The 13,028-nt window shown below is 71.5% G+C and carries 10 protein-coding genes; 4 read left to right on the forward strand and 6 right to left on the reverse strand.

The window, feature by feature from the left end; genetic code table 11:
* The first annotated feature begins 11 nt into the window (after positions 1–11).
* Positions 12–1,601, forward strand: a complete 1,590-nt coding sequence (locus CLV67_RS35030) for an MFS transporter (RefSeq protein ID WP_106326255.1) — start codon at positions 12–14, stop codon at positions 1,599–1,601.
* Positions 1,602–1,605: 4 nt separating this feature from the next.
* Here CLV67_RS35030 and CLV67_RS35035 read toward each other — a convergent pair whose 3' ends face one another.
* The 5 genes from CLV67_RS35035 to CLV67_RS35055 all read right to left on the reverse strand — a co-directional run bounded on the left by CLV67_RS35035 (position 1,606) and on the right by CLV67_RS35055 (position 7,604).
* Positions 1,606–3,597 (reverse strand): RCC1 domain-containing protein, encoded by a 1,992-nt coding sequence (locus CLV67_RS35035; protein WP_106326257.1) that lies wholly within the window; start codon positions 3,595–3,597, stop codon positions 1,606–1,608.
* Positions 3,598–3,657: 60 nt separating this feature from the next.
* Positions 3,658–4,308 (reverse strand): response regulator transcription factor, encoded by a 651-nt coding sequence (locus CLV67_RS35040; protein WP_106326259.1) that lies wholly within the window; start codon positions 4,306–4,308, stop codon positions 3,658–3,660.
* Entirely contained in the window at positions 4,272–6,179 is a 1,908-nt protein-coding gene (locus CLV67_RS35045; RefSeq protein WP_106326261.1) for a sensor histidine kinase, read from the reverse strand. The genes CLV67_RS35040 and CLV67_RS35045 overlap by 37 nt, the downstream gene beginning before the upstream one ends.
* A 63-nt stretch (positions 6,180–6,242) precedes the next feature.
* Complete coding sequence (locus CLV67_RS35050; RefSeq protein WP_106326263.1) at positions 6,243–6,959, reverse strand: hypothetical protein; 717 nt, start codon at positions 6,957–6,959, stop codon at positions 6,243–6,245.
* Positions 6,960–6,968: 9 nt separating this feature from the next.
* Positions 6,969–7,604, reverse strand: a complete 636-nt coding sequence (locus CLV67_RS35055) for a DUF4190 domain-containing protein (protein WP_146169407.1) — start codon at positions 7,602–7,604, stop codon at positions 6,969–6,971.
* A gap of 129 nt (positions 7,605–7,733) precedes the next feature.
* Between CLV67_RS35055 and CLV67_RS35060 the strand changes: the two genes are divergently transcribed.
* Genes CLV67_RS35060 through CLV67_RS35070 form a run of 3 tightly spaced genes read left to right on the forward strand, consistent with a single transcriptional unit; the run spans position 7,734 to position 9,711 of the window.
* On the forward strand, positions 7,734–8,273 hold the full coding sequence (locus CLV67_RS35060) for a snapalysin family zinc-dependent metalloprotease (RefSeq protein WP_106326267.1): 540 nt from the start codon (positions 7,734–7,736) through the stop codon (positions 8,271–8,273).
* A gap of 51 nt (positions 8,274–8,324) precedes the next feature.
* Complete coding sequence (locus tag CLV67_RS35065; RefSeq protein WP_106326269.1) at positions 8,325–8,636, forward strand: hypothetical protein; 312 nt, start codon at positions 8,325–8,327, stop codon at positions 8,634–8,636.
* A 28-nt stretch (positions 8,637–8,664) separates the two neighbouring features.
* Positions 8,665–9,711 (forward strand): DUF2071 domain-containing protein, encoded by a 1,047-nt coding sequence (locus tag CLV67_RS35070; protein WP_146169408.1) that lies wholly within the window; start codon positions 8,665–8,667, stop codon positions 9,709–9,711.
* 2,692 nt (positions 9,712–12,403) lie between these two features.
* Here the strand turns inward: CLV67_RS35070 and CLV67_RS35080 are convergent.
* Positions 12,404–12,997 carry a DUF3455 domain-containing protein gene (locus CLV67_RS35080; RefSeq protein ID WP_106326273.1) on the reverse strand — a complete coding sequence of 198 codons (594 nt, stop codon included), beginning with the start codon at positions 12,995–12,997 and terminating at the stop codon, positions 12,404–12,406.
* Positions 12,998–13,028: the final 31 nt, after the last annotated feature.

The following is a 13,028-nucleotide window of genomic DNA, read 5'->3' on the forward strand; positions in this document are numbered from 1 at the left end:
ACCCCCGTGAGGTGACCGTCGAAGCAACCACCGCTCCGCCGTCGGCGTGGGCGCCGCTACGGGTCGCGGCGTTCCGCGCCCTCTGGCTGGCGCTGCTGGCCAGCAACATCGGCACGTGGATGCAGACCGTCGGCGCCCAGTGGCTGCTCGTCGAGGAGTCCGGGACCGACACCCTGGTGGCGGTCGTGCAGACCGCCAGCACGCTGCCGATCGTGCTGCTCGCCATGCCGGCCGGTGCGCTGGCCGACATCTTCGACCGGCGGCGGCTGCTGATCGCCGTCCAGGTGTTCCTGGCCGGGGCCGGCGCCCTGCTGACCGTCCTCACGGTCGCCGGGCAGATGCCGCCCACCCTGCTGCTGACGCTCACCTTCGTGCTGGGCGCCGGTCAGGCGGTGACCGCGCCGGCGTGGCAGTCGCTCATTCCGGAGCTGGTGCCGCGACCGCAGCTGGCGTCCGCGTCGGCGCTCGGTGCGATCAGCATGAACCTGGCCCGGGCGGTCGGCCCGGCGGTGGCCGGCGCGCTGATCGCACGGGCCGGCGCCGGTGTGGTGTTCGGACTCAACACGCTGTCGTTCGCGGTGTTCGCGCTGGTGCTGTGGCGCTGGCGGCCCGCCGCGCCGACCGGCGGCGGAACGCCGGAGCGGTTCGCGGCCGCGGTCCGGTCCGGAGGCCGCTACGTGCGGCACTCGCCGGTGGTGCGGCGGATCCTGCTGCGTGCCGGTCTGTTCCTGGTGCCCGGCAGTGCGCTGTGGGCGCTGCTGCCGCTGGTCGCGAGCCGTGGGCTGGGCCTCGGTTCGGGCGGTTACGGCGTGCTGCTCGGAGCGGTCGGCGTGGGCGCGGTGGCCGGGGCGCTGCTGCTGCCCCGGTTGCGGGCGCGGTGGTCGCTGAACCGGCTGCTGCTGATCTCCGGGGTGCTCTTCGCCATCGTGCTGGCGGTGCTCGGGACGGCGACGTCGACGGCGGCCGTGGTGATCGTGCTGCTGCCCGCCGGGGTCGCGTGGGTGATGGTGCTGTCCAGTGTGAACGCGGCGATGCAGCTGTTCCTGCCGAACTGGGTCCGCGCCCGTGGCCTGGCCATCTACCAGATGGTCTTCGCGGGAGCGCAGGCCGCCGGATCCCTGGCCTGGGGTGTCGTCTCGGACATGTGGGGGTTGCTGCCGGCGCATCTGGCCGCGGCGGTGCTGATGCTGGCCGGGGTGGCCACGCTGCGCCGGCTGCCACTGCACGACACCAGCGGCCTGGACCGGGACCCTGCCGTGTTCTGGCCGGAACCCCATCTCGAGATCGACCCGGACGACCACGGCGGCCCGGTGCTGGTTCTGGCCGCCTACCGGGTCCGGCCGGACCGGGAGGCGGCGTTCGTCGAGGCCATGGCGGGCGTACGCCGCAGCCGGTTGCGTACCGGCGCTGAGCGCTGGGGCCTGTTCCATGACGGCGAACAGCCCGGCCGCCTGGTCGAGGCGTACGTGGTCCCCAGCTGGGACGAACACCTGCGCCAGCACACCGGCCGCCTGACCGGCACCGACCGAGCGATCGAGCAGCGGGCCCTGGACCTGGCCGACGGCCCGCCCGAGGTCAGCCACCTTCTGTCCACCGGCTGAGCGCCTACCGGCGGTAGGTGCGCTGGACGCTGTACCCGACGTTGCCGGCCCGGTCGTAGGCGCGGAGCTTCACGGTGAACCTCTTGCCGTACCGGGCCGGATCCAGTCGGAAGGTGTACGCGGACCGGGTGTCGGTGGCCACCGCTCTGCCGTTGACCAGCAGCTGGACCCGGGCGATGCCGTTTCGGTCGCTCGCGGACGCGGTGATCGTCGTGGCCTTGGCGACCGTGGCACCGTCCTTGGGCGTCCTGCCGAGGGCCACGCTGGGCGGGGTGTTGTCGACGATCACGGTACGTGCGGCGCTGGTCAGATTGCCGAGCGTGTCCAGCGCGATCCAGGTGACCGTCCGGTTGCCGTCCTCACCGCTCCGCACGCTGGCCGTGGTGTAGGAGCGGGGACGGTCCGCGCCGTCCGGGTCGGCGAGGTAGGACCGGTCGACTCCGGCGGGGTCCGACGCGGTGATCGTCGTGGTGAAGTGCGTGCCGCGTACCAGGGTCCGGTTGCCCGGAGTCACGGTGATGACCGGGCCCTGCTCGTCCGGCGGCGGCGTGGGCCGTGGGGTCACCGGCTCGGAGGGCGCGCTCGTCGCCGTTCCCGCGGTCGTGTCGGCGGTCACCGTGACCGTGTAAGCGGTGCCGTTGCTCAGGCCGGTGATCACGCACGTCGTCGTGCTGGTGACGCAGCGGGCTCCACCCGGGGCCGCGGTCGCGATGTAGTCGTTCAGCAACCCGTCACCGAGATTCCCCCGGGTCCACGACACCTCGATCGCCTCGTCACCGGGTGTCACGGTGACGACGGTCGGAGGTTTCGGGCCGACCGGCGGTAGTGGAAGCGGCAGCACCGCTCCGGGGGTCGCCCGGTTCCCGGTGGCGCCGTCGCCCAACTGACCGAAGTTGCCGGCGCCCCAGCAGTAGGCCCGGTTGTCGCTGCCCAGCCCGCAGGTGTGGTGGTAGCCGGCGGTGAGCTGGGTGAAGACGACGTCGGGCGGGGCGCTGACCGCCACCGGCGCCGACCGGTCGACGCCGGAACCGTCGCCCAGCTTCCCGAAGCCGCCGTTGCCCCAGCAGTAGGTTCTGGTGTCGATGCTGAGTCCGCACGTGTGATCCGAACCCGCTGCGAGCTGAGTGAACGCGACTCCGGCCGGGGCGTTCACCGCCGCCGGCCTCGAACGGTCCCCGGTGTCACCGGTGCCCAGTTGACCGGAGCCACCGTAGCCCCAGCAATAGGCCCTGTTGTCGAGGCCCAGCCCGCATGTGTGAGCGCCGTTGGCCGTGAGCTGTGTGAATCCGACCGGAGCGTCCACTGTCACGGGCGTCGACCGGTTCTCGACAACACCGTCGCCCAGCTGACCGAGGGTGCCATATCCCCAGCAGTAGGCCCTGGTGTTGCGGCCCAATGCGCAGACATGGTTACTGCCCGAGGTGAGCTGGGTGAAGGTGACCCCGGCCGGACTGCTCACCGCGACGGGAACCGCCCGGTCTGATGTGCCACCGTAGCCGAGCTGGCCGGATTCACCGCCGCCCCAGCAGTAGATCCTGGTGTCGCTGCCCAACCCGCACGAGTGGCCGCTGCCGGTGGTGAGCGAGGTGAAGCTCACCCTGGCCGGGGCGTTCACCGCCACGGGGCTCGACCACACTCCGGTGTCGCCGTTGCCCAGTTGCCCGGAGAGGCCGTTGCCCCAGCAGTACATCCGGGTGTCGCCGGCCAGCCCGCAGGTGTGGCTACCGCCCGCGCTGAGCTGGGTGAAGGTAACCCCCGCCGGGGCCCTCACCGCCAGCGGCCGGGACCGGTCCCCGGTGTCACCGCTGCCCAGCTGGCCGTTGCCGCCGAGGCCCCAGCAGTAGCCCTTCAAGTCGCTGCCCACTCCGCACGTGAAGTTGCCACCGGCGGTCAGCTGCGTGATCTGGGGGGCAGCCGAACGGGCCGCGACCGGCCCCGTGGTCGCCGCCGCCAGCAGGGCCGCCACCGCGACCGTCGATCCGATCCTTCTCAGCACGTAGCCGACAGCACCACAGTGCCCCGGTCGAGGGTCGCGTCCCGTGGGGCGTTCACCCGTTCAGGTACCGGCGTTGAGGAAGGCCAGCACCGCCATCACCCGGCGGTTGTCGTCGTCGGACTGGGACAGGCCCAGTTTGCCGAAGATGGCGGCGATGTTCTTGCTGACCGCGCTGTCGCTCAGGAACAGGCGCTGGCCGATCGCCGCGTTGGAGCGGCCCTGCGCCATCAGTTCCAGCACCTCGCGTTCGCGCGGAGTGAGCGCGGTGAGCGGGGACCCGGGGCCGCCGGAGTTCAGCAGTTTCGCGATCACCTGCGGGTCCATCACGGTGCCGCCGTTCGCGACCCGGCGGACGGCGTCGGCGAACTGGTCGCCGTTGAGGACGCGGTCCTTGAGCAGGTAGCCGACCGCTCCGGCGCCGTCGGCGAGCAGTTCGCGGGCGTACAGCTGCTCGACGTGCGCGGACAGCACCAGGACCGGCAGGCCGGGTCGGGCGCCTCGGGCCTCGAGGGCGATCTGCAGGCCCTCGTCGGTCTGGGTCGGCGGCAGGCGTACGTCCACGACCGCGACGTCCGGACGGTGCCGGGCCAGGGCGTCGCGCAGGGACGGGCCGTCGGCGACCGACGCGACGATCGTGAAACCGTGCGTCTCCAGCAGCAGCGCGAGGCCGTCCCTCAGGATGTGGAGGTCTTCGGCGAGGACAACGCGCACGGCACCTCCATGATCACGACGGTCGGCCCGCCGGGCGGGCTGTGCAGGGTCAGGTCGCCGTCGAAGGCGCCGAGCCGCCGCTCGATCCCGGCCAGTCCGGTGCCACGGGCCGGGTCGGCGCCCCCCGGGCCGTCGTCGGTGACCACCATACGCAACCGTCCGTCCCGGTGGCTCATCGTGAGGATCACGTGGGAGGCGACCCGGGCCGCGTTGGCGAGCGTCTCGCAGACGGCGAAGTAGACGGCCGACTCGACGGCCGGTTCCAGGCGTCCGGGCAGCTCGCCGTCGACCGTCACCGGCAGGGGCGTGTCCAGCGCGATGGCGCGGACCGCGTCGGTGAGGCCGCGTTCGGCCAGGACCGGCGGGTGGATGCCGCGGACCAGGTCGCGCAGTTCCGCAAGGGCCGTGGCGGACGTCTCCTGAGCCTGGGTGAGCAGCTGCTTGGCCCGTACCGGATCGGTGTCGATGAGCCGGGCCACCGCACCGAGGCCGAGCCCGACCGCGATGAGCCGCGCCTGCGCGCCGTCGTGCAGGTCGCGCTCGATGCGCCGGAGTTCGGCGGCGGCCGCGTCGACGGTGACGGCCCGGCTGGTGTGCAGGCGGGCGACCCGGCCGGCCAGGACGGCGGCGGCGGTCGGCCCGAGCATGGCCCGGTCCCACCAGAGGTGCAGGCGGGCCAGCGGGGCGGCCAGCAGGAGTCCGAGCAGGGCGATGACGAGGCCGGTGAGCAGGCTGGTCCAGTCCGGGATCCAGGCGGGGACGACGTGCACGTGCTCCAGGCCGTACCAGAGGTAGAACGGGGTGATCCACTCGCCGGTGAACAGGCCGATCGGCACGCCCCACGGCGCCCACGACAGCGGCTGCCAGGTGAGGCCGAAAAAGCCGAGGGCGACCAGGATCGACGGCAGGAACGACAGCGGCGCCAGTACGGCCGCGCCGAACGCCCAGATCAGGTCGCGCCAGGTGGCCGGGTCGCGGCCGGCCCAGCCGTACCGCTGCATGCTGATCGCGACGTCCCGATCGTCGTAGAGGCCGCGGCCGACCCGGTAGGAGCCGTCCGCCTCCGGCTGGGGTGGCGGCGGGAGCGGACGGTACGGGCTGGGCAGGTCCACACCGAACCACTGCCGGGCGCGGCTGCGATAGATTCCGGTCAGCGGCCGGGTCGTCGTGGTGACCATCGGCAGCAGGCCGCCCCACGACAGCAGGATGGCGACGAGGCTGAGCGCGGCCGCGCCGAAGGCGGCCAGCGAGAGCCCTGCCAGTCCGGCGAGCTGCCAGGTCGCGGTCCAGGCACGGCTGATCCGGCCTGCCGGGCGCGGTGCGCGGTCACTCGGCAGCAGCATCATCCGGGTGCTCCGGCCGTACCATCGCAATGATCTCGGGGCGACCAGCAACGCCGCGATGACCGCCGCAGCAGCCGCGAGCAGCCCCCATGGCCGCGTGGCCGCCGCGACAGCGCCCAGGACGATCAGCGCCGGCGGGAGCAGGAGGGCGAGCCCGCCGGTGACCGGCGTGAGGGCCAGCCAGCGCCACTCCCGGACGGCTTCCGGATCGTCGCTGTAGTGATCGATCCGGGACATCCAGGCCGGGATCCTCGGCGACCGGTAGAGGGTGCCACCGTAGGAGTACCAGCCGTCGTCGCGGCGTTGCGGGACCGGCGGCGGCGTGCGCGGGAGGTCGGGCAGCCCGGCGCCGGCCCAGTCGCGGGCCAGGCGGCGCCCCAGATCGGCGAGCCGCACCCGGCCCGCCGAGGCGGCCGGAAACGGGATCACCAGGGTCAGGGCGATCAAGAGAACGAGGGCGTACGCCCAACCGGCCACCGCCAGCAGGAGGAGGACGATGCACCGAACGGTGGCGACGAGGCGTTTCATGCCCCCGAGTCTTCGCCGCCGCGACCGCCACCACATGCCAGCAGGCTATCGACGACGGTGTAGTTAACTGGAGAACATTCTGCGCCAGATGGACGGTCGCAGTCCTCCCGGCCGCCGGACGGCGAACCTGTGTGAGGGTTCCCGTTCGTCCAGTCGGGCCCGCAGACTCTCACCGGCCCACGCCCCGCCCGTCCACAGCAGACCGCCGCCGACCTTCTCACCGGGCACGCCGCGGCCGAGGAGGCGGAGGTATTCCGGGCCGAACCAGCACCAGTGTGGCGGCTCCGGTGGCAGTCCGAGCCACTGCCCCAGCCCGGCGAGGAACGGTTCGGCGGGCCGGTCGCCGGGCCCCCACAGCTGCCCCCGGTCGAGCGTCTGACCGCCCTCGACGGACGCCGACACGTAGATCGTCGCCGGGCAGGTCAGCGCGAGCGCGAACCGGCGCACCCGCTCGTCGCCCGGTTCGAGGACGGCGCTCAGCGAGTGCGCGACGGTCGGCCCGAACCAGTCCGGATGATTCGCCGCCAGTGAGGCGCTGTAGACGGGTGCGGTCCCGGCCAGGTGCAGCAGCGGTTCGGCCCGCTCGTGGGCCTGGCGGAAGCCGTCCTCGCCGTCGCGGTCGAGGCGGCCGCGCAGCGGTTCCACGTCACCGAACCGGCGCGGCATCGCCTCGGGCAGGTGCTCACGGGCGGCGGCCAGCCAGCGGCCGGCGATGCCGCTGGCACCGGCGGCCCGCTCGTACCACCGCACCACCAGGACGTCGACCTTGCGTTCCGGCATCCGCCGAATCTAGCGCTTGACCGAACCGGTGACGGTGCCGGTGACCTGATGGGCGAAGCAGAGCACGCCGGGATCGCCGGTCACGCCGATCTCCTCCAGACGGGCGGTGAAGACGATGAAGGGGTCGCCGACCTCCCGCTTCTTCCCGGCGTACTGCTCGAACCGCTGCTCGCAGCCGGCGTCCGCGGCGGCGGCCTTGTCGGCTGTGTCCGCCGGCAGGTCGAAGACGCCGACCACCTCGCTGCTGTGCGGCGACGTGCAGGGCAGCACGTCGATGTAGTTGCCGGTCTGCTCCTCAAGGTCCTTCGCACAGTCGCCGGCCTGCAGCTCCCGCAGTGAGATGGAGCGCTCGCCGCGGATGGCGCCGTTCGCGTCGCGGTCCGGCCCGTCGGCGGCGTCGCGGACCACCGCGACGACGATGGCACCCACGATGACGGCCAGGACGAGTCCGCTGATGGTCAGGCCGGCGATCGCGAAGACCTTGCCGCGCTTGTCGCCGTTGCGGCGGCTCTGCACGAGGCCGATGATCCCGAACACGATGCTGAGAATGCCTCCGCCGAGGCAGAGCAGGGCGAGCGACAGCGACGCGATCGAGAAGCCGTTGGTCTTGCCGTTCCACTGTGGCGGCGGCATCTGGGTTTCCACCGGGGCACCGTACCCGCTTGATCGTCTTCTGTGGCATCACGTGAGGCAGAGGGCTCAACCGATATGCCGCAGTCATCGACATTTCTCGATATAAAGGGTTGTCCCTACCCCCGTTCCCCGGAGGAAGCCATGCTGATCCGCAAGATCGCGGCGGCCGTCTTCGCCGTGCTGGCGCTCGGAGGCGTGCAAGCGGTCACCGCCGCGCCCGCCACCGCCGCGCCGCGCATCCTTTACTACGACGCCAGCCAGGCGCAGGAGTTCAAGTCCGTCGTGGACCAGGGCGCCCAGATCTGGAACAGCCGCGTCACCAACGTGCGCCTGCAGCCGGTCACCGCCGGCCGGACCCCCAACATCCGGGTGTACGCCGACAACGGCTGGCCGCGCGCCTACACCAGCTCACTGGGCAACGGCTCGTGGTACATGGGCCGGCAGGCCGTCAACCAGGGCTACTACCAGCCGCGGATCGCCGCGCACGAGTTCGGTCACCTGCTCGGCCTGCCGGACCGGCGGACCGGGCTGTGCACCGACCTGATGTCCGGCAGCAGCGCGCCGGTGAGCTGCACCAACCCGAACCCGAACACGCGTGAGGCGTCCACCGTCAACGCGAACTTCGCGAGCGCGGCGGCCGTACCGGCCAGGACGTTCGTCTGGAGCGGCGCCCAGCAGTGATTCGAGCGCCGGGCGGGGCTCAGGCCTCGCCCGGCCTTTAAAGTGCAAAACATGGATCGGGTACGGGTCCCGGCTGCCGACGCCGGCGAGCAGGAGTTCATCGAGTTCGCCCACACCTACGACGGCTACCGCCTGCACCCCGACCTGTCCGAGCTGCACGAGCGGACCCGCGACCGGTGGGAACGCACCGGCGACCCCGGCGACGACATCGACGTGCTGCGCGCCTGCCTGTTCCTGGAGGTCCGCGCCCACCGCCACAGCGGCGGCTGGGGCCGGTTCTCGCAGCAGCCGTTCACCGCCGCCCTCGTCACCCGTGTCCGCGCTCTCGGCGGCCCCACCGTCCCGGTGCGATCCCAGTCCTGAGGTTGCGGTACTGAAGGACAATCTGCCGGTGAGAGTACGCAGGACGGCGGCCGCGGCCGGTGTGGTGGGACTCGCCGTGACTGCCGAGGTGTTGCTACGCCGGAGACGGCCACGGACGGCACACGGACGGTACGCCGACTGGGTGCATCCCGGCAGCCCGGCGGCCGGACCCCTGCAGGCGCTCGCCGACAGCCCGACGGCCGGACCTCTGCAGGCGCTCGCCGACAGCTTGGCGGCCAGACCTCTGCAGGCGCTCGCCGACAGCTTGGCGGCCAGACCTCTGCAGGCGCTCGCCAACAGCCGGGCCGCCCGGGCCGCGGCCGAGGCGCTTCCCGTTCCGCCGATGGTCAGTGACATCACCGACGTGGTGTACGTCAACTACCTCGTGCCGGCCGCCCGTTTGCTCCCGCTCGTGCCGGAGGGCCTGCGACTGCAGCGGATCGGTCCGGACGGTGAACAGGCCGTCTTCACCTTCCTCACCTACCGCCACGGACATCTCGGCCCGCCGATTCTGGGACGGCTCAGGAGAATCCTGCCGTCACCCGTGCAGACCAACTGGCGCATCTACGTCCACGATCCGCACACCGGCCACGACGGCGTGCACTTCGTCACCACCGCCGTGGACCGTGCGGCCCACGCCCTCGGCGGACGGCTGTTCTGTGAGGCGTTGCCCATGCACCTTCTGCGCCGCGCCGCCGTGGAGCGGGCGGACGAGGCCACCGTGCGGCTGCGGCTGGACCCCGGAATCGGCAGCGCTCCCGACGCCGACGCGGTGCTGACGTTCGCGCCGGAGCCGGCAGGCGGCCCGTGGCGGTCCGCCTTCGGGACCTACCAGGACATGCTGAGATACGTGGTGCACCAGGACCGTGCGCTGTCGGTGCAGCCGTGGCACCGCAGGATCACCCGCCAGGAGATCCGGCTCGGCCTCACCCCCGCCGACTGCCACCCACTGGCCGGCTCGGTCCGATCCCGTTCGGCGAGGGCGATCGTCGGGGACGCCGAGCCGTTCAGCTTCCACGTGCCCCGGGTGACGCTCCGGTTCGACAGCGAGGAGTACCACGTACTGCGCCCCTGACAGCCCGCCCCGGAGCGGCCCACCGACCGGCCCACCGACCGGCCCGCCGGGCGGTGTCCTGCGGCAGTGTGGCGACCCGCGGCGCCGGTGGGCACAGACCACCACGCTGCGACGTGGTGCGGCCGGAAGACGATGCTGCTTTGGTCTTGACATACCTTGCTTATTGGACAATTCCTCTTCCCGAGCCGCTCCACTTCCCGAGCCGCTCCACTTCCCGAGCCGCTCCACTTCCCCAGCCGCACCACTTCCCCAGCCGCACCACTTCCCCAGCCGCACCACTTCCCCAGCCGCACCACTTCCCCAGCCGCACCACTTCCCCAGCCGCACCACTTCCCCAGCCGCACCACTTCCCCAGCCGCACCACTTCCCCAGCCGCACCACTTCCCCAGCCGCACCACTTCCCGAGCCGCTCCGCGCCGCGGTGAGCGGCAGGTGGGAGTCACACAGGATCGACGACTGCGTTCCCAACGTCGAATTCGACCAAGCCTCGCCGGGCACCGTTGGAACTCGGACGAACAAACTGCTTGAGAGCAAACGGCCGTCGACTCCCTTCTGGGTCCGATTTCCCGGAACTCGGGGTCGAGGTTGGCATGATCATCCGCTTACAGTTCGCGATGCGGATGGGGAAGAATTTCGTTATGGGCCAGGCATCGTTATTCAGCAGGTCCGAGATTGCGTCGATGCGCGACCGGACCATTTCTCGCGGCTATTCTCCTGCCCGCGATGAATTCCGCCGGGAGCATGAGAGACATCGCGCCTGGGGCTTGCGGCGACGCCATGCGGAAAAGCTTCGCCGCAATAGGCACGGCGGGGCTTCCGGTTCCGCCGGCGAGGGTCAGGCGCGCACAGCCACACCGGCCACATCGCCTTCGGCCGCAGGCCCACGGCCGACAATCACCGCGGCTGAGACATCACACACGAGGTCCACGCGGTCCGCTGACCCGCATTCACCCACACTCGCACCGCAGTCAGCACACACGTCATCGGCACCGCACCCCCGAACGCCCGCACCCCCACCAGCACACACACCGCCCGCGCCGCCGCCCCAGGCGCCTACACCCCCACCAGCACACACACCGCCTACGCCGCCGCCCCAGGCGCCTACACCCCCACCAGCACACACACCGCCCGCGCCACCGCCCCAGGCGCCTACACCCCCACCAGCACACACACCGCCGACGCCGACGCCGACGCCGACGCCCCAGACTCCCGCACTCGAGCCAGCACGCAGGCCTCCCGCAGCGCACCCGGGCACCCACGCATCCCAGCCACCTGCAACGCGGCCTCGGACCCCCAGCCCGAGCAGCACACACACCCGCGCCGCGGCCCCAGACCCACCCAGCCCACCCAACACGCAGGCCGCCCGCAGCACACCCCACGCATCCCACGCATCCCAGCCACCTGCAACGGCCTCGGACTCCCGCAGCCCGAGCAGCACACGTACCGCCCGCACTGCGGATCGGGAGTGCCGTGCTTCAGCCAGCAGACACTGCGTCGATATCGCGGGTGACATGCCGGGTAGCTGTATCGCGTGTCGTTCCGGTGGTGCCGCCGGGCCATACCCTCCCGGCGGGCATACTCTGCGTCCACATCACGCGCCGCCTCTCAACCTTCGCCTCGCGCCACCGGTGCGTTTGCGGAATGGTTTCCGAGGCCGCTCGTAATTTGGCGGGTTTCTTGGATTATGTGGTCGTCGTGAGGCGGTGGTCATGGTTGCACTCGAGACCGGCGAGAATGTTCTGGTTCGCGTCGAGCACCGCGCGGTTAAAGACGTTACTGCAGCCGGTAAGAGTTGATTCATGCTTATAGCATCTGCCATTATTTGGATGATCGGCTCGTTGACAGCATGTTTCTTGTGACCAATCTTTCTTCCGTCGCCCGGTCCGCGTCATGCTCCAAGCCTCCTCGAATCCGGGAATGCCGGGGGCTGCAAAGATTCGCGTCCTGCGAATTGGCCGATCCGCCATCAGGCGTTCATCGGTGCCGGTCGTGCTTGCGGGACTGTCTCGAGAACGCAAGGTCGGACTGTCTCGAGAACGCCGGGCCGGACCGTCTGCGGCATGCCGGGGCATCGGCGGCCATGGCGTCGTGAGGTGGAGGGCCACGGCTGGCGGAGACTCCGGGCATCGTGGCCCGGCGTCGTGGGGTGGAGGGCCACGGCTGGCCGAGACTCCCGGCATCGTGGGGTGGAGGGCCACGGCTGGCGGAGACTCCCGGCATCGTGGCCCGGCGTCCGGATGCCGTCAGTCAGGTCAGTGGATGTCCGATCCAGTCTGCGGAGCATCCGATCGGAGTGCCGATCGATCGGGCGGCGGGCGTCCCGTCAAGCCTCTGGATGTCTGGCAGCATTGCCGGGGCGAACAGACCGTCAGCCCAGCCAGCAGGCTACCGACCCGATCAGAGTGTCAGCCCGGCCAGCAAGCAACCGACCCGATCAGAGTGTCAGCCCGGCCAAGCTGCAGTCCGTTCAAGCCGCCGGTCCGACAAACCCGCCAGCCCCGCCAAGCCGCCGGTCCGGCCAAGCCGCCAGCCCGGCCAACCCGCCAGCCCGGCCAGGCTGCCGGACTGTCGGCGGGCCGATGTGGCTGTCCAGCCAACAGCCCGCCGGGGCGGCGACGGACGTCCCGTAATCGTGGAAGGGACGTCGGCCGGCTGGATCGGCGGGCTGCTGGGGACGGCGGTGGCGGGTGGATCAGGCCGCGGGGGCGTCCCAGAAGACGTAGATCGAGCCGTACGGCACCGATGCGGTCTGGCCCGCGGTGCAGCTGCCGGTCGGGGCCACGCCGCCGGACGTGCGCAGACGGTTGATGAAGTCGGCGCGGCTCAGGACGCCCTTGCCGGAGTGGGTCTCGACCTTCAGCAGCAGCTCCGGGATGGCGCCGTCGACCGGAGAGCCCGCGGCCCGGGACGCGGTCACCAGGGAGCCGTCGCGGACCGACTGCCAGCTCGGGCCGCCGAAGTGATGGATGCGGCCGCCGGTGCCGATGAGCTGCGCCTCCGGCACCGAGCCGCCGGTGAACGCTCCGGTGGTGGCCCCGGCGGGCACCACACACGTGTACGTCTGCGTGCCGCTCGTGACGATGTAGGCGCCGACCAGCTTGGACCCCTTCGGCGGCTTGATCTCCGCCGGGATCAGCGGGACGGACACCGGCCGTGCGCCGGGGCGGCTGTCCTCGTGCACCCCGGCCTGCGCCGGCGCTGCGCCGGTGACGGTGACGACCGCGGTGGCCGCCGTGGCGATTCCGGCGGCCGCGAGCGTACGGATACGGGAACGGTTCGTGAGCATGAGCTTCCCCTGCCTGCTCGGGTGGGCGGAG

Source organism: Actinoplanes italicus, assembly GCF_003001815.1.
Taxonomy (GTDB): domain Bacteria; phylum Actinomycetota; class Actinomycetes; order Mycobacteriales; family Micromonosporaceae; genus Actinoplanes; species Actinoplanes italicus.